We start from the raw sequence: 20,667 nt of genomic DNA, 5'->3' as shown, positions 1-20,667 counted from the left end.
TCCGTAAACCGTCGGAAGCGGGCGATTCTAGCGCGGATCGGAGCCGCCCGCCCCGGTCCTTCCGGCGGGGAGGCACTAGACTTGCCCCATGGCGCCGTCCCGGTCGGCTCGCCTGCGGCATTCGTCCGCGGCCCTGTTCTCGCGAGCGTTCGGTCTCGCCGGAAGGTCACCGGTCACGGGCTCGGGTGTCGCGGCGGCGGCCCTCGCCGCCATCGCGTTGGCGGCCGGGCGGCACCTCCAGGACTTCGTGCTCGCGACGGCCGGCGCCGGCGGCCTGGCGCTGTTCGTCCTCTCCGGCCTCGCTGCGCTGGCGCAGGGGCTCCTGGCGAGGCGGCACGCGGCCAAAGGGAAGGAGGCGCTCGCGCCGCTTCGGGCGGTGGAGGGGCGGCCGGCCGAGACGGGTCGGCGATGGCCCGACGCGTGGGTGCCGCTGGCGGCGCCGATCCGGATCGCCTGGCGGGTCCCTCCCGGTGAGGCGCGGCTGCGGCGGGTGCCCGGCGGCCTGGCGGAGACGGTCGTCTTTCGGGACCGCGCCCTCGTCACCGAGGCGGTCCGGGAGCTGGTCGCCGAGGATGTCCTCGGGTTCTGGCGCATCCGGTTCCGGGCGCGTGATGACGTGCGCGTGCGCGTCCTCCCCGACCCCGGACGCCTGAGCGCCGCCGAGCTCGTGGCCTGTCTCGCCTCCGCCGACCTGATGCCCTACCCCTTCGGCCGCCCGACCGGTGACCGCGTCGATTCGCGCACCTACACGCGCTCGGACCCGGCGCGGTTCATCCTGTGGAAGGTCTATGCGCGCACCCGCGAGCTGATGGTGCGCGTCCCTGAACCCGCGCGGTCGCCGGAGCGGGCTCCGCTGATCTTCCTCGCGGCGGGGCGGGAGGACGCCCCGGCGGCGGCGCTGGTGCTGCTCCTCCTCGAAGGCGGGCTGCTCGGCCCCGGCGCGCGTTTCGCCGCCGACGGGAGCCCCGATCCCTCGCGCGATCCCGAGGCGGTGCGCGACGCGATCGCCAGATCGTCGTCGTTCCGGGAGCGGGGCGGACGCGACCTCTCGACGGCTCTCGGACATCCCTCCCTCTCGCCGGAAGATCCGGTGGTGATCGTCGGCCCCGCCGCGGACGAGGCCTGGATGGCGGAGGTGGCCGGCACGGTGGCGGCCGATCCTTCCCGTTTCGTCGTGCTCGCCGCCGCCGACGCGCACCCGCCGGCCCGGACCCCGGCCGGCTGGCGGCGGATCCTCTTCCGCCCGCCCCCCGAAGGCGGGCGTCCGGTCCCCGCGCTCGCCCGGAAGCTCGGGATCCTGACGGAAGCGGGCGCCCGCGTTCTCCTCGCCGACCGCGCCGGCGGAAGGATCGTCCCCGTCGCCCCCGGTCCGGCGGCCGCGAACCGGAGGAGGGCGGGATGACCGGGAGACCGCGGCATGGGGCCGCGGACCGGGCGGCCGGACTCGCGGCGGCGATCGCGGCCGCAGCCGTGATCGGCTGGTGGCCGCACGCGCCCGCCGGGAGCCTGATCGCGGCCGGGGTCTCGGCGTTCGCCGGCGCTTCTTGGGGGAGTCGGGCGGCCGACTCGCGGGTCCGGACCCCTTGGCTGGTCCTCCTTCCGCTCCTCGCCGCAGCGCTCGCCCTTCGTCTCGGCAGCACCGCCGCACTCCTTCCCGTGCCGTTCGTCTCCCCGGAAGCGGCTTCGGCGGTCCGCGATCTGCTGCTCGTCGCCTCGCTGACGTTAGGCGCCGCATTCGCTTTCGGAGCCCTCGTGGCGCGGCACCCGGCCGCGCGCCCCGTCGTGCCTGCCTTGCTGGTCCTGGCCGTGGCGAGGCTCGTGGCCGCGCACCGGGGTGGATCGATCCACCGCCCGCACGCGGTCGCCGATCCCGCTTGGCTTCACGGCTGGCATCCGGTGACGGCGTTCGCCGGTCTCGGCCTCGCGGCGGCCTTCGCCGGAGCGCTCGCCCTCCGATCGCGATGGCGCCGGGGCCTGCGGGACGCGGCCGTGCTCCTCGCGGTGGCCGCGGTTCTCCTGCACCTTGCGCCGCGCATCGGCCTGGTCTTCTCGGTCGCCGACCCCCTCGGGCTCGGCGGCTCGCGGCCCGGGGACGAAGCGCCGGCCGCGGGCGGGAAGCCGGAGAGGGGACGCGACCGGCTCGGCCTCACCGCCCGGGGCGACTCGGTGAGGAGCGGACAGGACGAGATGGCCCCCTTCCGGGACGAGTACCCCCGGGAGGGCGAGCAGGCGCCCGTGGCCGTCGTGACGCTTCACGACGACGTCGAACCCATGGGCGGCGTCTTCTACTTCCGGCAGGTCGCTTTCTCGGTGTGGAACGGCCGGAGGCTCGTCCGCTCGTCGGCGCGCGGCGTCGACGTCGACCTGTTCCGCCGGTTCCCGTACCTGCACCGGATCGACGCGGCGCCCCCGCCTCCGAGCCCTCTGCGCCGGGAAGTTCCGACGACCGTATCGCTGATCAGGGAGCACGCGCAGCCGCCGGTCCTCGTGCAGGGGACCTGGATCGCCCCCGCTCCGGTTCCGGACCGCACCCTGTTCCGGACGAGCTACCGGGCCTCCAGCGCGGTCCTGACGGGGAGCGCCAGCGAGCTTCTGGGCCGGCGCCCGGGCGATCCCCGGTGGCCCGAGCGCGTGCGCCGGATCTACCTCGAGCTGCCACCCGACCGCCGGTACCGAGACCTCGCCCGCCGCACCGCCGAAGCGCTCCGGCCGGAGTACCGGCGCGATCCGTGGGCGCTCGCCAGCGGCGTCGCCCTGTGGCTCGAGCGGAACACGCGCTATTCGCTCCGATCCCATCACGCCTCGGCCGCCGATCCGACGGCGTCGTTCCTCTTCGGCGACCGGATCGGCTACTGCGTGCACCTGGCGCACGCGGCGGCGTACCTGATGCGCGCGCTGGGGCTCCCGTCGCGGGTGGCGGCCGGGTACGCCTACGTCGCGGAGAACCGCGCGGGGGGCTCGGCGATCCTCCTGCGCTCGGGGGATGCGCACGCCTGGGCGGAGGTCTACCTGGACGGAGTGGGCTGGGTTCCGATCGACCCGGCGCCCCCCTCGCTCGACCCGCCGATGCCGGCTCCCGATCTCGACCTGCAGCGGATGCTCGGGGAGCTCGCCCGGGGAGACTCGGGTGGGGTGCCGCCCGCGGCGGCCCAGCGGCGCAGCGGGGCGCGGGCGTGGGCGGCGGTCCTCCTCGCCGCGATCGCCGCTCTGTTCGCCGCCGGACAGGCGGTGAAGATCTGGCGCCGTCTCGCTCCGTTCTGGGCCCGGCGCGACCGGGCGGCCCGCACCGCCTACCGGGCCGCTCTCGATCGCCTCGCCGAGGCGGGGTGGCGGCGTGGTTGGGGAGAGACGCGGGAGAGCTTCGCGCGCCGGGTCGCGGCCGCCGCGCCGGCGTTCGAGCGGCTCACGAGTCTCCACCTGCGCGCGCGCCTCGGCACGGCACCCGCGGACGGGCGCCTGGCGGCCAGGCTCAGCCGGGAGGTGGGGCGCCAGCTCGCCAGGCGAGGGCTGAGAGGCCGGATCCTCGGCGTGCTCGACCCCTTCTCCTGGCTGCGGTCGCGCTGATTGGCGGCGGGCCCCGCCGGGACCGATGATGACCCGTGGCGGCGGGGACCGCCCGGAGGCCGGCACGAGTGAACGGACCGACGGTGGAACCGGAAGCGGAGTCGCGCGGCCCCAGCGAGCGCGAGCGGCGGCTCGCCGAAGCCGAGGCGGTGGCGACGCGCGTCGCCGATCACCTCAAGGCGGCGATCCTCGGACGGGACGACGTCATCGAGCTGGTCGTCATCGCCCTGCTCGCCGGCGGCCACGTTCTCCTCGAGGACTACCCGGGGTCGGGCAAGACACTCCTGGCGCGAGCGCTGGGCGCGGCCATCGAACCGGGCGAGGAGCGCGGGCGGATCGCTCCGTTCCGCCGCATTCAGTTCACACCGGACCTGCTCCCCTCCGACATCACGGGCGTTTCGGTGTTCGATCCCGACCGGGGTGTTTTCGAGTTCATGCCGGGCCCGGTCTTCGCGCACGTGGTGCTCGCGGACGAGATCAACCGCACCTCGCCGAAGGTCCAGTCGGCGCTCCTCGAAGCGATGGCGGAGCGGCAGGTCACGGTGGACAACGTGACGCACCCTCTGGACGAACTCTTCCTCGTCCTCGCCACCCAGAACCCGCTCGGCCTCGCCGGGACCTTTCCGCTGCCGGCGCCGCAGCTCGACCGGTTCCTGTTCAAGATCCGCATGGAACACATCGACCGGGACGCCGAACTGGAGGTGGTCCGGACCTTCCGGAAGAGGCTCCGCCCCCGCCCCTCGGGCCTGCCGCCGGTCCACCGGGACGCCATCGTCGAGGCCCGGCGGGCGATGGAGGATCACGTGCACGTCTCGGAAGTGCTGTTCGAGGCGGCCGTCGACCTCGCCCGGCGGACTCGCGAGGACGAGCGGGTGGCGCAAGGGCTCTCGACGCGCGCCCTGGTGCAGGCGATGCCCGCCCTCCAGGCGCGCGCTCTTCTCCACGGGCGGGACTACGTGGGCACCGAGGATCTCGATGCCCTCCTGATCCCCCTTTTCGCCCATCGCCTTGCGCTGGCGCCGGGTGTCCGGCAGGCGGACGAGGTGCTCCGGGAGGCCGCGGAGGTCCCTCTCGAACGGGCGAGCCGCGCGACGCTCCGCCGCTGACCGGGACGCTCGTCCGGCCACCTGGACAAGGAGACCGTCCGGAATTCGGACAGGCCGGAGGGGCTTCACGGCGCCGGTTCCGCGAACGGGCTCCGGGACTGTCCGCATCCTTCTCGCTGCTTGCGCCGCGCGGTCTCCGCCGCGTGGCACCCCCGTTGCACGAGGCGCGGGCGAGGAGGACACGGACCATGGCAAAGACGAGCCGCTCCTTTCGCTGCCTCTCCCTCGTGATGCTCGCCGCGTTCGCCGCGGCGGCGACGCCCGCCGCTGCAGCCTCGACGATCGTCGCCTACGTCGACCAGCCGGTGGTCGTGGGCGGCCAGGTTTTCTCCGGCGGAGAGATCGAACTCGTGCCCGTCACGGGCTCGGGCGTGATGGCCGTGCGGATCGACGGGCGGCAGGTGGCGACGATGTTCCTCGAACCGTCCTCCGGCGGGGGCGCGCCGGCTCTGCTGTTCAGGCGGGACGCCCGAGGGCTGTTGCACCTCGTCGGAGTGCGCCGGCAGGGACGGCCGGGGCAGCCGCCGGCCGACGCCATCCTGCGGGTGGCCGCAGTCGCCCGAGGTCTCGCCACCGCCGACATGCCTCGGCATCAGATCCAGGAGCGGCTCGCGCGACGCTGAGCGCACCACTCTCCGGCTCGTACCGACCTGCGGGGGCCCCCGGCGGCGGGGGCCCTTCGCACGTCCGGCGCCATCTCGGTTCGACGGACCGGCCGGCACTAGAATCTCCCCATGCGCGAGCGCTCCGCCCTTCTCTTCTGCGCCGCCATCGCCCTCTCCGCGCCGGCCGCGGCCGCCGCGGCCGAGGAGGACCTCGTCGCCCGCGCCTTGAAGGCGGTCGACGAGGGGCGCTACGTGCGTGCCCGCGAGCTCGCCGCCGCGATCCTCACCGAAGATCCTGACTCGGCCGTCGGCGAGTTCGTGCTCGCCTTGGCGCTCCACCGCGGGGAGGGATACCTCCCGATCGCGCTCCGGCACTACAGGAGAGCCCGCGCGCTCGCCGAAGGGCCCGCGCACCGCCCGCGGCCCGGCTTCCGGGAACTGCACGAGCGGATCCTCGCCAACGAGTGCGTCGCGCTGGCCGACCTCGGGCTGTACGAGGAACTCCTCCGGGCGAACGCCCTCTATCGCGAGCTGTACGATCCCGAGCGCTTCAGCGCGGACGTGTGGCCGCTGATGAAGCTCGGCAGAATCGATCAGGCGCGCCGCGCGATCGCGAAGGCGCTGGCGACCGGAGACCCCTTCGAGGAGATCGTCGCGCGCAACGGCGAGTGCGCTCTCGACGGGTACGAGGCCTGCCTGGCGATGCTCGAGGCGGTGCAGCGGGTCAGTGGCCTGTCCCCCGGGCTGGCGCTGCGCAACGCGGCGGTCAGCGCGCTCATGGTCGGCCATCTCGACGAGGCCGAGCGCCTCCTCGTCGAGTCGACCGCTCATCCGGAGGACGACGCCGACCCGTGGCGGGACCTCACCGACCTGTACCTCGCCGAGGGCCGCCTCGGGGAGGCGGTCGAGGCCGCGCGCCGGATGATCGAGTTCGGCCGGCGGATGCCGCCGCGGCAGCGGCAGTACGTCCGGGCCGAACAGCTCGTCTCCGCCGGCCAGCTCCTCCTGCTCGCCGGCCATCCGGAGCGGGCGCTGGCCGCCGTGTCCCGAGCGATCGCGCAACCCGACCGCGCTTCTCACTGGTCCGGAACCCCGGAGGAGATCCGGGCGGAAGGCTTCCTCCTGCACCGGGCGGTCCTGCTCGACCTCGCCGAGAGGGCGGAGGAGGAAGCCGCGCTGGAAGCGCTGCCGCGGAGCCTGGCGGCCCGCCTCCGCGCGTGGCGCCGGCGCGTCGAGGCGTGGCTCGCCGGCCGCCGGCTGATGCCGCTGCTCCTGAGGGGCGGCTTGCGCCTCCGGGAGAAGCGAGGAGAGCGCGATCGGCCGGAGCTCTCGGGTCCCTCCTGGCTCACCCTGGACGCGGTGGCGTTGCTGGGCCCGGGGCCGACCCGTTCCCTCGTCGCGGAGCAGCGCGCCCGCGACCCCGACGGTGCCGGCCTGATCCCGCACCGGCTCCGCGAAGGACTCCTCGACGCGCTCGAGTGCGAAGCGGCGGCGCTCGCCGGGAAGGGCCGGGCGGCGCTCCGCGCCGGGCGGGCGGCACGGGAGGAACTCCCCCGGGGGCTCCGACTGCTCCGCGCCCGGCTCGCCGCGCGGATGGCCGAGGCGGCGTGGGAATCGGCCGGTCCGGCGACGGCGGCCGAGCTCTTCGCGGAGGTCCTGGAAACCGATCCCGGTGCGCTGCGGCGCTTGGGGATCAGCCTTCCCGTGCGGCCCGGGAAGGATCCCGCGGTGCGCCGGCTGCTGTCCACCCCCCGGTTCCACGCGGCGCCCGATAGCCCTTTCGCCCTGGAATCCCGCGGGGAGCGGGTCTGCCTGTCCGGCCCCGGAGGAAGCCTCCTCGGGTGCGGGTCCGGCCGGGATGACGCCGCACGCGCGCGGGCTCTCCTCGACGCGGTCTTCGCCCCCCGCATCGATCTCAGCCAGCAAGACCTGGAAACGCTCGACGGAACCCCGGTCGTGGCGAGGGATCTCGACCGCGATCTCCTGGACGAGCTGACCGGGCCGGCGGAGCGTTCCCCGTGAGGGGGGCGGGGCGGGCCGCCCGGCGCGGCCGGAGCCCCCGCCGCCGTCTCGGCTGGGGCCTGGGAATCACCCTCGGTTTCGCCGCCGTGGAGGCGGCGGGAGGCTACTTGAGCGGATCGCTCGCCCTCCTCGCCGACGCGGCGCACATGCTCGCCGACGCCGCGGCACTGGGCATGGCGCTGGCCGCCGCCGTCATCGCCGAAAGGCCCCACACGCCGCGGGCCACGTACGGCTTCCACCGCGCCGAGATCCTCGCAGCGCTGGCGAACGCGCTGCTGCTCGCCCTGATCGTCCTGCGGATCGCCTGGGAAGCGATCGGGCGGATCGTGTCCCCGCCGCCCGTGGCCGGAGGGCCGATGCTCGCCGTCGCTTCGGCCGGCCTGGCGGTGAACCTCCTGGTGCTCGGCATCCTGCACCCGCACGGCGGCGAGCGCCCGAACCTGAACCTCCGCGCCGCTGCCGCGCACGTGTTCGGGGACCTGGCCGGCTCGGTGGCCGCGGTCGTCGCCGGCCTCCTCGTCTACTGGGGCGGCCATCTCGAGGCGGACCCGATCGCCAGCCTCGTGGTGTCGGGGGTGATCGCCTGGTCGGCGTGGCGCGTCCTCGGGGAGGCGACGGCGGTGCTGCTCGAGGTGGCACCGCGCGGGGTCGATCCGCGGCGCATCCGAGCGGCGCTCGAGGATCTGCCGGGCGTCATCGACGTGCACGATCTCCACGTGTGGTCGATCACTCCCGATCGGATCGCCCTTTCGGTCCACCTGCGCGTCGAGCGGACCGTGACGGGGACCGAAACGCTCAAGCGGGCGCGTGCCCTCCTGAGAGAGAGGTTCGGGATCTACCACGCGACGATCCAGATCGAGCCGCCGGAGGGACTGGCCAGCGGACACCGCCTTCCCGCCTACCCGGCGGAGTGACTCGGCCCGGTCCGTTCGCGAAGCCCCCGGGCGACGGCGCCTCATCGGCTCGCTCGCCGTGGCCTCCGGCCCCGCCGGCCCGTCCGGTGCTCCGCCGGGCCGCGCTCCGCGCGGCGGATCCGGCGGCGGGAACCGCGCCTGCGGAGTGGTGCCGAGGGACGGCCCGGGCGCCCGGCCATGGGGCGGGCCGTCCAGCGGTCCCTGCGGCGTTTCGCCTCGAGGTTGGACGGAGGATCCGGGTCAGACGTCCTCTTCGTCGTCGAGCTCGTCCAGCCACTGCCGCCAGTTCGCGGCCCGGGTGTCGTCGTCCTCCTCGAGGAGGTGTCGCCGGCGGGGCGCCCCGCGCTCCCTCTCCTTGTGCGGCTTTTTCTTGGCTCGGTGGCGCCTCGAGGGTTCCTCCTCGGGCATCGGCTCGGGTACGGCCGCGGCGACGGGTGGGCGCCGCGGCGCAGGCCGCGGAGCGGGAGCCCGGTGCCCGTCGCCCGAGACCGGCCGGGCGCCGCGCTCGCGCGCGATGTTCACCACCAGCGGGCGGCCACCGAACGTCCGGCCGTTCAGCGCCTCGGCGGCCCGCCGCGCTTCTTCTTCGGTGGCGAAGGAGACGAACCCGAACCCGCGCGGCCTCCCCGTCTCGCGGTCCACGGCGAGATGGACGTCCGTGAGCGTTCCGTGCGGTGCGAACAGCGCCCGGATCTGCTCGTCAGTCGCGGAGTACGGCAGATTTCCGACAAAAAGGCGGTTGCCCATGGCCCGAACCGGGTCGCCCTCCGCTGCCGGGGAACGCCGGTCGCGCGGGGGCACTCAGTCGCGCACACTCTACCCAATGCCGCCCCCCGCGGTCCAGTCCCGGCGCCGGCCCTCGGACGGGTGCGGCGATTGACAAGCGGAGGACCGCTTCCTAGCCTGGGCTCGGCCGCGGCGGATCGACCGGTACCGGCGCCGGGAAGGCGGGCGCCGGGCCGCCCGCCGGCGGGAGCGCGATGAGCCCTCCGCCCTGCGAATTCGTCCTCGAGCTGGAACCGAGGGCACGTTTCGACGCGATCGACGTCAACGAGCTGCTCCGGCGCCGGCACGGACCGGCGCTGGAGGGCTATCGGCGCGCCCTTTACTGCTCGCTGCACACGACGGCCGGCTATCTGGAACAGGGCCTGACCGTCCGACTCGCGCGGGACCGCGAGCGCCTGGACAGCTTCTTCCGGGTGTTCGACCGGCTGTTCCCCCGCGGAGCGCCGTACCAGCACGACCGCCTCGAGCTGCGCGCCGAGCTGAGCGAGGAACAGCGGCGGCGCGAGCCGCGCAACGCCGATTCGCATCTCAAGTTCATCGGCTCGGGGCTCCGGAGCTGCGTGACCTACGTCAACCGGCCCGAGCGGCCCGTCTACTTCATCGACCTCGACGGTGTGAACGGCGAGGTGCGAAGGCGGCGCAAGACCACCGTCGTCGGGTTCGACCGGGAGGAGGTCGTGCGGCGGCTGAGGATCCCCGTGCCCGTTTCGCGGCACCCGATCGACTCGGTCAATCTGAAGGATCCGCGGCTCGGTCTGTTTCCGCGGCTCGAGGAGGAACTGACGCGGTGCGGTGTGGACCGCGGCCGCATCCGGATTTCTCTCGCGCCGACCGAGCGGCACGCCGGGCTCACGGTGAACGAATACGAGACGCTCTTGATGAGGCACGATCTGGCGGAGGTCCTGCACGACCCGCTGCGATTCGTCGCCGACCGCATCCGGCACGCGATCCGCGACCCGCGCGCGGTGCCGAACAAGACCCGAAACTACGCCCAGTACGATCTCGTCCAGGTGATGAAGGAACTCCTGGACGCCCTGCACATCAGCGAATCGCGACTGGAGCGCTACCTGGCGAAGTTCATCGCGAGGCCGGCGTCGCGCTTCTTCCGGATGCGGGACAGCATCAGCCTGCTGGTCTCGCGCGAGCGCGGCTCCGGCAAGGGAGCGATCGTGCAGGGCCGGTACCAGAGCCCGATCTTGGTCCAGTGGGAGCGCGGCGGCGGCGACGCGCGCAAGCTGGACGTGGTGCTGACCCGCTTCCGCTGAGAGGCGCCCCGATGCCGTCCACTCCCGAGACGATCCTGGTTCCACTGGACGGCTCCGATCTGGCCCGCCGCGCCCTGCCCCTCGCCTCGTCGCTCGCGGAGCGGCTGGACGCCAAACTCGTGCTGTTCAGCGTGGCTCAACCCTCGGGACTCGAGTTCGTCTGGTGCGGTGAGGCCGCCCTCCCGCTGGCCGGGGAGCCGGGGGCCGCGCCCGCCGAGGAGCTCGCCGAGGAGGCGGAGCGGGTCGCCCGGGCGCACCTCGAGGCCGAGGCCGCGCGTCTTCGCGGCGAAGGACGGGAGGTGGAATGCCGGATCGGCCGCGGTGAGCCGGCGCCGGCCATCACGGCCACGGCGGACGAAACGGGGGCTCTGCTGGTCGTCATGGCGACCCACGGCCGGGGCGGCGTCTCCCGGTGGGCGCTCGGCAGCGTCGCCGACAAGGTGCTCCGGCGCGCATCCTGTCCCGTGTTGCTGGTCCGGGCGGGGATGGCCCGCGTCGGCGGGCCGCCCCGGCGCATCCTGGTTCCCCTCGACGGGTCGCGCGCCGCGGAATCGGTCCTCCCGATCGTGACGCGGCTCGCCGCCGCCTGCGCGAGCGAGACCGTGCTCGCGCACGTCCTCCCCGATCTGCGCCGGCTGTCGTGGGGTCACCGCGGCGAGGGCGGCCGGGCGATGGAGGAGCGGTACCGGAGGTGGGCCGAGACCTATCTCGGCGAGACGGCGGAGCGCCTGCGGCGGGAGGGGATCGAAGCGCGGACCGAGATCCTCGGCGGGGCCGACGTCGCCGAGGCCCTGCTCGCCCGCCAGGAGGCCGGAGACATCGACATGCTCGCTCTCAGCACGCACGGCCGGGGCGGCCTCGACCGCTGGGCGTTCGGCAGCGTCGCGGACCGGCTCGTGCGCGCGGGGGGCATCCCGGTGCTCGCCACCCGGATGCCCCCGGACGCGGACAACGGCGCTCCGTGACCGCCGCTCAGCGCTCCGAGATCGGCACGTAGGACCTCAGCTTCGGCCCGACGTAGACCTGCCGTGGCCTGGCGATACGGAAGTCGCCGTCGCGGTGCAGCTCGATCCACTGCGCGATCCAGCCGGGCAGGCGGCCCATGGCGAAGAGAACCGTGAACATGTTCACCGGGATGCCGATCGCCTGGTAGATGATCCCGGAATAGAAGTCCACGTTGGGGTAGAGCTTGCGCGAGATGAAGTACTCGTCGCTGAGGGCGATCTCCTCCAGGCGCATCGCGATCTCGAGCAGCTTGCTGTGGATCCCCAGCCGCTCGATCACCTCGGTGCAGACCCTCTTGATGATCTTCGCTCGCGGATCGTAGTTCTTGTACACGCGGTGGCCGAAGCCCATCAGGCGGGTGGTGTCGTCCCGCGACTTCGCCTTCTCGACGAACTTCTCGGCGCTGCCCTCCCCCTCCGCGATGCTCTGGAGCATCTCCAGGACCTTCTGGTTGGCACCGCCGTGGAGGTGGCCCCACAGGGCGCTGATTCCCGCCGAGATGCACGCGAACAGGTTGGACATCGAACTGCCGACCATTCGCACGGTGCTGGTCGAGCAGTTCTGCTCGTGATCGGCGTGCAGAATCAGGAGCAGGTCGAGGGCCCTGGCGATCACCGGATCGACTTCGTAGTCCTCACAGGGCGTGGCGAACATCATCCAGAGGAAGTTGCTCGCGTAGTCCAGCCGGTTGGAGGGGTACATGAACGGCTGGCCGATCGAATGCTTGTACGAGTAGGCGGCGATGGTGGGCAACTTCGCGATGAGCCGCACGACGGCCCCGTTGACCTGGTGATCCTCCCGCGGATTGAGGTACTCCGGGTAGAACGCCGACAGCGCCGCCACCACCGCGGAGCAGACCGCCATCGGGTGGGCGCGCTTCGGGAACCCGCCGTAGAAGCGTTTGACGTCCTCGTGGAGCATCGTGTGGTGGCGCACGTCCTCGACGAACCGGTCGAGCTCGTCCTGTTTCGGCAGCTCTCCGTTGATGAGAAGGAGCGCCGTTTCGAGGAACGTCGCCTTCTCCGCAAGCTCCTCGATCGGAATCCCCCGGTAGCGCAGGATTCCCTTCTCGCCGTCGATGAACGTGATGGCGCTGCGACAAGATCCCGTGTTTCCGTAGCCGGGATCGAAGCTGATCAGTCCGGTGCGCGCCCGGAGCTTGCGCATGTCGATCGCGCGCTCGTGCTCCGTGCCCTCGATGATGTCGAACTCGTGCTGCCGACCGTCAACGGTCAGGATCGCCTTGTCGCTCATGGCACCGCTCTCCCTCGCTGCTCGGTTGACGGACGCGCCGCCCGACGGCGCGGGACATCTCGACCGGCGTCCCCGCGGCCGGTCGACAAGGCTACCATGCCCTCGGGCACGATGTGACCCGCCGGGACCGGGCCGCATCCCTCGCAATGTCGCCCCGGATCGCCGCGATGGCCGGTTGGCCTCCGGCGCCCCGCGCGCTATAACGGCCACCGGCACCCAAGCTAGGCGGAGGGCCTGGTGACCGACGCTCAGCTCCTCGAGGCGATCCGCGAACGGCGGGCCGGGGCGTTCGACGCTTTCGTCGAGCGCTACGGGAAGCGGCTGCTGGCGTTCGGGTTGCGCATGTGCGGCCACCGGGAGGATGCCGAGGACGTGTTCCAGGAGACCTTGCTCAAGGCGTACGCCGCCGCGGCCTCTCTGCGCGATCCCGGCGCGCTGCGGACCTGGCTCTACCGGGTCGCCGCCAACCAGTGCCTGATGAAGCGCCGGTCGGAGAAGAACTCGGCGCGGGAACTGTCGCTCGACGCCCTCAAGCCGTCCGGCTGGGAAGACGGTCTGGCGGGCGAGATCCCCGACTGGTCGGCGCTTCCGGACGACGAAGCGCAACGGGCGGAGTTGCGGGCGGAGCTCGAGCGGGCCATCGGAGCGCTTCCGCCCGAGCACCGGGCGGTGGTGCTCCTGCGCGACGTGGAAGGCTTGAGTACGCGGGAAACGGCCGATGTCCTGGGGCTCGGGGTGCCGGCCGTGAAGATGCGGCTGCACCGCGCCCGGATGCACCTGCGGGAGCGGCTCGCCGCCTACCGGGAAGGGCGAACGCCGCGCGGCGGGGAAGCCGGATGAGCCGATTGGATCGCATGGACCGGCAGGAACGGATCGCCTTCTGCCGGCGCGTGATGGAGAGCCTGTCCGATCTCGTGGAGGGCGAGGCGCCGCCCGATCTGTGCGAGCAGGTGGCGGACCTCCTCGCCGACTGCCAGCCCTTCCACGCCTACAAGAACACCCTGGAGGCCACGATTCGGCTCCTCCGGGAGTGCGGCGAACGGGGGCCCGCCGATCCCGGCGCGGAGGACCTGCTCGAGCGGTGCATCGAACGCGCCCGGCGCAGGATCGAGGGCGAGGGGCACACCGAACGCGGCTGACCGGGGGCGGAGGACCGGAAACGGGCGGCCGGCGCATCGTCCTCGTGGGTTCGGGCCACGCCCACCTCTTCTCGATCGCCCGCGCCGGGACGTTCGCCAGCCGGGGGCACCACCTGACGCTCGTCGCGCCCGGGCCCTTCCACTACTCGGGGATGGGGCCGGGACTCCTTTCGGGGGAATACCGCGCGGACGAGGGGTCGATCGACACAGGAGCCCTCGTCCAGGCGCGGGGCGGCACCTACGTGCGGGGTTCGGTGCGGAGGGTCGACGCCGCCCGGCGGCGCCTCGTGCTCGACGACGGCTCGATCGTCCCGTTCGATCTCCTGTCGCTCAACGTGGGCAGCGCCGTGCCGGCTCTTCCCGGCCGCCACGACTTCGTCGTCCCGGCCAAACCGGTGGAGGGGCTCGCCCGACTCCGGGAACGCCTGCTGGCGGCACCCCCGGGGACAGCGCCGCTCCATCGGGTCGTGGTGGTCGGGGGCGGGGCGGCCGGATGCGAACTCGCCGGCGCGGCCGCAGCTCTTCGCCGGCGCGGCGGGAGGATCGGAGAGGTGTCCCTCGTCACCGCGGGACCCCGCCTTCTCGACAGCCATCCACCCCGCGCCGGGCGGCTGGCGGCCTCCGCGCTCGCGGAGCAAGGCGTCCGCCTTGTCACCGGCGTGCGGATCGCCGGATCCGCTCCGGGAGTCCTCCGGCCGGCGCGAGGCGAGCCGCTCCCGGCCGACGTCGTCATCGCTGCCACGGGCGTCGCCCCGCCTCCGCTCCTTCGCGAAAGCGGCCTCGCGACCGCGGAGGACGGCGCGCTCGTCGTCGACGAGTGCCTGCGGAGCCCGCAGGACCCCGCCATCTTCGGCGGCGGCGATGCGGTGGCTCCGGGTGGGCGGCCGCTCGCCCGCGTGGGTGTCCACGCGGTGCGGCAGGCTCCGGTGCTGTTCCACAACCTGCTGGCGGCCGCCGAGGGGCGGCCGCTGCGGCCCTACCGGCCGCAACGGCGCTATCTGCTGATCCTCAATCTCGGCGACGGTACCGGACTGCTGCTCCGCGGGCGGTGGGCGGTCCGCGCCCGTTGGGCGCGGGTCCTCAAGGATCGGATCGACCGCCGCTTCATGAGCCGCAGCCGACAGGCGCGCGGCCCATGAGCGGAGGACCTCCGCCGACACCGGCGCGGCCGCGGCGATCCGGGCGTCTACGACTTCTTTTCGATCGGGACGATCTCCTTCGGCTCCAGCCAGTGCTTGCCGTCCCTATCGCTGAGAATGCCGGTCACGCGGGCCCGCTTCTTGGCGGTGCACACATCGCCCACTTTCTCGTAGACGTCGTTCTTCACCAGGTAGTAGTACTCGACCTCGTCTCCGCTACCCACCGCGAGAACGTTCTGGCATCCGTCGCGCTTTTCCTTCAGTGAGCACTTGGCGCAGAGGATCGTCCCCTCGAGCGTGACCTCCTTGCCCGCATCGCCCGCGAAGGCGATCCCGGTGACGGCCAACGCGGCCAGCACCGCCACGGCCAGCGTCATCGTTCGCTTCATGATGTCCTCTCTCCTTTCGGGTCAGGGGAGCGCTTTCCCCTCCCCGTTCGCCTGGGCACCGCCGGGCAGAACCGCCCGGCGGCCGGCGACGGGAGGATAGCCCGCCCTCCGGCGGCCGGCGAACCGGCCCCGGCGGCGCGGTCAGACGCGAGCGCCGATGGTCCCGGAGTGCCTCCCGGACGGTGCGCCACCGCACCCCACTCGCGGGGCGCCGGAAGTTGCGGGCTCGATCGGTTCGCTCGTTTCGAGATCGAGGCCAAGTGCCGATCGGCCGGCGAGTTGCGCGGCGCTGCGTTCCGCCGGGGGTGCCGCCTCACGCGGGTTCCGCGCCGCCGGAAGCGAGGGAACGAACGGGCGTCGGGCGGCCCCCTCTCCCCCAGTTCGGCGCTCGCGGCGAGCGGGCCGCCGGGGAGGAGCGGCCCTGCCGGAAGAATCGCGCCGCCGAGTCGCGAAAGCCCGGGACCGGGCTTGCGGCGCCCGAGCCCGTACCGGGGGCAGGCCTCCCGGGACCCTCCGGCCGAGTCGGGCACGTTCCGCCGGCTGCCGCGGCACCGGCAGGCCGGAACGGCATCCGGTCTCCGGGACCGAGCGCCTCTTCGGCCGGGGGACGGGTCCCGAACTCAGGGACCGACGGGATAGGAGCCGAAGGCGAGCGCGGCGCCGGTGCCGTCGGTGGCCACCACCCAGGGAGCCTGGGGCGTCCTCCCGTAGCCGTAGCTCAGGAGCGTCGTGCCGAGGGCGTTCCGCTGGAGCTGCAGCGTCACCGTGTTGCCGGAGGTCACCGAAGAGACGATGTTGATCGGCGTCCCGTCGGAGGTCACCCGGTAGAGCACCGCATCGCCCCCCGTGATCGGCTTGTCGTAGGTGACGACGATCCGGCTCCGATCCGCCCCGTCGAAAGTGACCGAGACGAGCTGGGGGCCGATCGGCACGTCGAGGCCGTACGATCCCCGGAGAACGACCTGCGCCAGCCTCCGGCCCGCCTCCTTGTAACCCGGAACGTCGAGGTGGATCGTGTCGTTGCGGGTCAGGTCGACCAGCGCCGCGATCCCGGACAGAGGATCGGCCTCCGCCTGCTGGCGCTGCGCCTCCTGGATCGCCACCCACTGCGGCAGGTCGGCGTAGAGGTAGGTCGCCAGCTGGCAGTTCCCGAAGAACAGCTCCGGGTTGCCGAGGTCGTTTCGGTAGTTCGCGACGAGACGCTCGAGATCCTGGCGGTAGAGGTCCGTGCCGCGGCCGACATCCGACTCCCCCTGGTACCAGATGACGCCGCGGATCGGGTAGGCGTAGTTCTGCGCCAGCACGCGGTGGACCGACGACCCGTAGAGGGTGCCTCGGTTGGTCGGGTCGGAGTCGTCGCGCTGCCACTGCGTGTGCAGGTTCGTCCCTCCCAGGGGAGCGGGAATGACCGCCACCGGCACGCCGATCGCCGCCGAGACCTCCTTCGCGAAACGGAGCATCAGCGTGTGCTGGGGGAACTCCTTGCTGACCCGGTCGACCTGGTCCGTCCCGTCGTCCATCGGCTCGGCCGCCTGCTTCCAGACGTAGTCGTTGCCGAACAGGTGCACCTCCGGCACCGGAGGCTCGGCGTTGGCCAGCGAGCCGGAGTAGCCCGACATGTTCGACTGCCCGGCGGCGAGGAAGACGTCGCCGACCGCGATCGACAGGACCGTGTCGCTCCCGAGGATCTCGCCCGTCGTCGGATCGACGATTCGCGCCTCGAGATCGTAGTTGCCGCCGGCGGGGACGTCCGCGACCTCCACCGAGTCGGCCGCGCCTTCGGGGGCCGCCGGCAACGACCATTGCAGGTCGGCGTAGTCGAAGCCGGGCACGACCGCCCCGCTCGCGCTGTCCACCAGGCGCGCCTCGAGCCGCACCTCGCCGCTCGCCCGGTAGCTGAAGGGCAGCGGGACGGGAGCGGTGTCGGCCGGGCCGCGCTGGAAGAGCTTCCAGTCGTCCAGCGTATCGAAGGCCCGGTCGATCCGGAACGGGTCGGGCGGATGCAGAGCGACGCCGGTGACCCGCAGCGCGGGCCGCCGGCCGCCGTCGTGGTTGACGAGGGACAGGAGGCGGCCGCGCAGCAGGTGGTCGTCGCTCACGTCGAACTGCGCCGCCGGGTCCCATCCCGCGCCGTTCCAGGTGTCGACGTACAGCGTCGATGCGAGTTCGGGCCCCTTCCTCAGCCGGAGCCGCAGCCGGGTGGCCGCGGCGAGCGACTGCTGGCCGAGCGTCTGCAGGCTGTTGCCCTCGCGCTGGCGCACCTCGATCGTCCCGTCGCCGAGGATGCGGAACTGCAGCGCGCTCCCCGCGTCCTCCGCGTACGTGCCCTCCGACCACAGCTCGAGCGTCAGCGTCTCCCCCGCCAGATCGGCCGTGTCGAGGTAGACGTCGAGGTCCTGGAAACGCGTGTCGGCCGAGAGGCGGTCGAACAGATCGTTCGCGGTCGCGCCACCGTCGTAGGCCACCCCCTGGTCGCCGGAGTAGTCCCGCACCAGGAAGGAGGGCTCGGCCGCGCCGTCCTGCGTCATCCCGGCCGGCCGCTGGCCGGCGATGTCCTGCTCGAAGTCGTAGGTGCGCGGGTCGCAGGCGTCGCCGGCCCCGTTCCCGTCCTGGTCGAGCTGCTGCGGATTGGCCAGGCCCGGGCAGTTGTCGCGGTCGTCCCGCACGCCGTCGCCATCGTCGTCCCGGCAGGCGACGCGGGGCGCTCGGGCCGTCCCGTCGGATGCGTCACCGAGCGGACCTTCGCCGTCGGCGTTCCAGCCGGCGACGAGATACGTGAAGAGGACCGGCGGCACTTCGGGATCGGTGGCCTCCGTCAGCGGGGTGCGGAAGACGAAGCAGTCGAGGTCGCTGCCGTCCCGGGCGGTGCCGCGGTAGACGTTGTAGCTCTCCGCGCCCGCGGCGGCTCCCCAGCGCAGGGTGATCCGGTCGGCGTCGAAGCGCAGGGTCGGACCCACGTCCCCCGGTGGAACCGCCGGAGCGGACGCGGACGACAAGAACGCGACGAGAAGCGGGAGATGCCACCGGCGGCTCCGTCGGCCCAGCATCCGGAACCTCCTTCCCGGCCGGGCGGGACCCCGGCCCGCGGCCGTCTCCCGGCCTGTACGGCGAAGCCCGGCGCCCCGCAAGCGCGATCGGACCGGCGCGGGTGCGGGAACGGACTCTCCGGCGGCGGCGTTTCCCATACGGGCGTTCCCGGGACGGTCCGTCGCGGCCCTCGCCGCGGCGGGAACGGCCGGCCCGTCTTCCGGCGGGCCGAGACAGGCTCTCGGGACGACAACCGCAGGCGGGGCCCGCCGGACGGCCCCGCGGGATGGAAGGAGGCACAGCGATGGGTCGGTGCACGAAAGCACTCCGGTGGAGCCGGTGGGCGCTCGTGGCGGCGGTCCTGGCCGCCGCGGCAATCGCGCCGGTCGTGGCGTGCGGCGGCGAGAGGGACGTCGAGGCGTTCGTTATCGGGGCCGAAGGGGAGGGGGACGGCGCCTGGCTGGGCGTTCTCGTCTCTCCCGCGGAAGAGGGCGCTCTGGTGTCGGGGATCGCCGAAGGGAGTCCCGCGGCGCGCGCCGGTCTCGAGAAGGGGGACGTGATCGAGCAGGTCGACGGCGAGCCGGTGGGAGGGCCCGAGGACCTCGCCCGCATGATCGAGGCCCGGAAGCCCGGTGAGCGCGTCCGCCTCCTGATCAGACACGAGGGAGGGCAGACCGAAGAGGTGGAGGTGGAGCTGGCCGAAGCGCCGTGTGCCTTCGTCTTCCGCTGCCCCGGCGGAGTTCCGGGGCTCGCGGGCCTGGCGGAGCGGTTCGGCCGCTTCGGAAAGATGTTCGGCTGGACGCAAGGCCACTGCGAAGAGCGCCGGCACGCGTTCCTCGGGGTGGTTCCGATCGATCCGAGCGACGCCCTGCGGTCGAAATTCGGGGCGGAGCCGGGTGTCGGTGTCCTGGTGAACGAGGTGATCGACGACTCCCCCGCGCAGCACGCGGGGATCGCCGCGGGGGACCTGATCCTCTCGGTCGACGGCACCACCGTGACGAGCGCCCGGGAACTCCGGCGCGCCATCGCCGGGCACCGTCCGGGCGAGGAGGTGACGATCGGGCTCCTTCGCGACGGGAAGGAGCTGAGCGTGCGCGCCGAGCTGGCCGGGTCCGGGTGTGACGACCGGGCATCCTCGCCGGGCGCCGGAGGGCGATCGCCGGAGGAGATGGACGAGCAAGTCGAGCGCGCGTTGCGCGAGGCGCTCGATCGGGCGCGAGAGGCGCTGGAGAGGGCACGAGAACGCCTGCGGCGGAGATGGCGGGCGATCGATGACGGGCCGGCGACGACGACGCCGGAAGTGCTCGCGCTGCGGAGCATCTGATCCCCGCCCCGCCCCCCGAGCGCGTCGGGCGAGCGCGGACTCCGGCCGGCGACCGGCGGAGGAGAGGGTGCCGCCGTCCCGGCGCCGCGCTGGCAGGGTCCCGCCGCCCCGCGTATCTTCCGGGCACGGTGCACCGCCCGGGTGAGCAGCCGGCCGCCCCGCCCCGGAGGGGCGCGGCGCGCCGGACGTCCGTCGTCGGGGCGGCCATGGCGGCCGCAGCGGTGTGGTCCGCGGCGACGGCGGATTCGGGCGGAAACCCCCGGCTCGTTCTGGACACCGACCTCGGGCGCCTGACCCTCGAGCTCGCCGCCGACGCGGCACCGCGGACGGTCTCGCGCGTGGTGGCCCTGGCGGCCGGGGGTGCCTACGACGGCTCGGTGGTCTGCGAGTCGCGCGCGGGCGGGTTCGTCGTGCTCGGCTGCCTCCCCGAAACCCTTCCGGGCGAGGCGCCGAAAGCGGTCCCCTCCCCCGCCGGATGGCCCGACGAGATCGATCCGCGGGCCCTCGGTCTCGACCGGCGCCCCCTCGGTGGGCCGCGCGAGATCGACCTGCTGTGGCAGCTGGAGATCTACCCCCGGTATCTCGAACTGCTCGAGCGCGGCGAGCCGGTGCCGCCCGGCCTGGCCGGCCTGATCGCCAGGCTCCGTGCGGAAGGCACCGCGGCGACGAGGATCCTGCTCGGCAAGTCGCGGCTCTGGTACCTCCACGCGATCGGATTCGATTACCCGCTGCGCGGATCGGGTCTCCCCGTGCGCCGCGGGTCCGTGGCCACGGCCTCGGTCTGGCCGGGGGAGGCGGATGCTCGAATCCTGATCGCCCTCACCGACCTGCCGGAGCGCGACGGACGCGCCACCGTCTACGGCCACGTCGCCTCGGGCTGGCCGGCGCTGGCGGCGATCGCCGCCGCGCCGGTCGACAAGGATCACCGCCCCCGCGAACCGATCCGGATCCGTTCGGCCGCGCCCATCGCGGCGACGGCGGTCGCGAACGGAACGGTCCGCGACCCTGGAGGATCGTGAGATGACGCGTGTTCGTGGTGCCGCCTTCCTGGTTCCGCTGCTCGCCGCCGCCGCACTTCCCGCCCCCGCGGAGCGGCTCCTGCACGCCCCGCCCTCCCGCCCCGAGGGC

17 protein-coding genes are annotated in these 20,667 nt (G+C 73.4%); 13 read left to right on the top strand and 4 right to left on the bottom strand.

The features are described from left to right. The first annotated feature begins 88 nt into the window (after positions 1 to 88). The 6 genes from D6718_08210 (at position 89) to D6718_08185 (ending at position 8,211) form a co-directional block, all read left to right on the top strand. Positions 89 to 1,402, top strand: a complete 1,314-nt coding sequence (locus D6718_08210; GenBank protein ID RMG45181.1) for a DUF58 domain-containing protein — start codon at positions 89 to 91, stop codon at positions 1,400 to 1,402. Then, positions 1,399 to 3,564, top strand: a complete 2,166-nt coding sequence (locus tag D6718_08205; protein RMG45180.1) for a transglutaminase domain-containing protein — start codon at positions 1,399 to 1,401, stop codon at positions 3,562 to 3,564. Before D6718_08210 ends, D6718_08205 begins: the two co-directional genes overlap by 4 nt. Before the next feature lie 83 nt (positions 3,565 to 3,647). Next, positions 3,648 to 4,670: a hypothetical protein gene (locus tag D6718_08200; GenBank protein RMG45207.1), complete on the top strand. Its 1,023-nt coding sequence runs from the start codon at positions 3,648 to 3,650 to the stop codon at positions 4,668 to 4,670. Positions 4,671 to 4,858: 188 nt separating this feature from the next. After that, a complete protein-coding gene (locus D6718_08195) occupies positions 4,859 to 5,293 on the top strand; it encodes a hypothetical protein (protein ID RMG45179.1) in 435 nt (144 codons plus the stop codon). A 111-nt stretch (positions 5,294 to 5,404) separates the two neighbouring features. Next, positions 5,405 to 7,297 carry a tetratricopeptide repeat protein gene (locus D6718_08190; GenBank protein RMG45178.1) on the top strand — a complete coding sequence of 631 codons (1,893 nt, stop codon included), beginning with the start codon at positions 5,405 to 5,407 and terminating at the stop codon, positions 7,295 to 7,297. After that, positions 7,294 to 8,211, top strand: coding sequence for a cation transporter (locus D6718_08185; GenBank protein RMG45177.1), 918 nt, complete (start codon positions 7,294 to 7,296; stop codon positions 8,209 to 8,211). The genes D6718_08190 and D6718_08185 overlap by 4 nt, the downstream gene beginning before the upstream one ends. Before the next feature lie 240 nt (positions 8,212 to 8,451). Here D6718_08185 and D6718_08180 read toward each other — a convergent pair whose 3' ends face one another. Beyond that, entirely contained in the window at positions 8,452 to 8,958 is a 507-nt protein-coding gene (locus D6718_08180) for a hypothetical protein (protein ID RMG45176.1), read from the bottom strand. Positions 8,959 to 9,191: 233 nt separating this feature from the next. Between D6718_08180 and D6718_08175 the strand changes: the two genes are divergently transcribed. Together D6718_08175 and D6718_08170 are read left to right on the top strand one after the other, a co-directional pair. Beyond that, positions 9,192 to 10,262: a hypothetical protein gene (locus tag D6718_08175; GenBank protein ID RMG45175.1), complete on the top strand. Its 1,071-nt coding sequence runs from the start codon at positions 9,192 to 9,194 to the stop codon at positions 10,260 to 10,262. Between the two features lie 11 nt (positions 10,263 to 10,273). Next, on the top strand, positions 10,274 to 11,227 hold the full coding sequence (locus tag D6718_08170; protein ID RMG45174.1) for a universal stress protein: 954 nt from the start codon (positions 10,274 to 10,276) through the stop codon (positions 11,225 to 11,227). Between the two features lie 7 nt (positions 11,228 to 11,234). Here D6718_08170 and D6718_08165 read toward each other — a convergent pair whose 3' ends face one another. Then, entirely contained in the window at positions 11,235 to 12,521 is a 1,287-nt protein-coding gene (locus D6718_08165) for a citrate synthase (GenBank protein RMG45173.1), read from the bottom strand. Positions 12,522 to 12,755: 234 nt separating this feature from the next. On the opposite strand from D6718_08165, the gene D6718_08160 reads away from it, so the two are divergent. From D6718_08160 to D6718_08150, 3 genes are read left to right on the top strand one after another with little or no spacing between them, the layout of a single operon-like run. Beyond that, complete coding sequence (locus tag D6718_08160) at positions 12,756 to 13,361, top strand: sigma-70 family RNA polymerase sigma factor (GenBank protein ID RMG45172.1); 606 nt, start codon at positions 12,756 to 12,758, stop codon at positions 13,359 to 13,361. 14 nt (positions 13,362 to 13,375) lie between these two features. Continuing rightward, positions 13,376 to 13,660 carry a hypothetical protein gene (locus tag D6718_08155; GenBank protein RMG45171.1) on the top strand — a complete coding sequence of 95 codons (285 nt, stop codon included), beginning with the start codon at positions 13,376 to 13,378 and terminating at the stop codon, positions 13,658 to 13,660. Positions 13,661 to 13,695: 35 nt separating this feature from the next. After that, a complete protein-coding gene (locus D6718_08150) occupies positions 13,696 to 14,799 on the top strand; it encodes a pyridine nucleotide-disulfide oxidoreductase (GenBank protein RMG45206.1) in 1,104 nt (367 codons plus the stop codon). 47 nt (positions 14,800 to 14,846) lie between these two features. On the opposite strand, the gene D6718_08145 is transcribed toward D6718_08150, so the two are convergent. Further along, complete coding sequence (locus tag D6718_08145) at positions 14,847 to 15,188, bottom strand: hypothetical protein (protein RMG45170.1); 342 nt, start codon at positions 15,186 to 15,188, stop codon at positions 14,847 to 14,849. Between the two features lie 620 nt (positions 15,189 to 15,808). Next, entirely contained in the window at positions 15,809 to 18,373 is a 2,565-nt protein-coding gene (locus tag D6718_08140) for a hypothetical protein (protein ID RMG45169.1), read from the bottom strand. Positions 18,374 to 18,501: 128 nt separating this feature from the next. On the opposite strand from D6718_08140, the gene D6718_08135 reads away from it, so the two are divergent. Then, positions 18,502 to 19,539: a PDZ domain-containing protein gene (locus tag D6718_08135; GenBank protein RMG45168.1), complete on the top strand. Its 1,038-nt coding sequence runs from the start codon at positions 18,502 to 18,504 to the stop codon at positions 19,537 to 19,539. Between the two features lie 206 nt (positions 19,540 to 19,745). Then, positions 19,746 to 20,558, top strand: coding sequence for a hypothetical protein (locus tag D6718_08130; GenBank protein ID RMG45167.1), 813 nt, complete (start codon positions 19,746 to 19,748; stop codon positions 20,556 to 20,558). Positions 20,559 to 20,667: the final 109 nt, after the last annotated feature.

Source organism: Acidobacteriota bacterium, assembly GCA_003696075.1.
Classification (GTDB): domain Bacteria; phylum Acidobacteriota; class Polarisedimenticolia; order J045; family J045; genus J045.
This window is presented reverse-complemented; position numbering and strand designations above follow the sequence as displayed.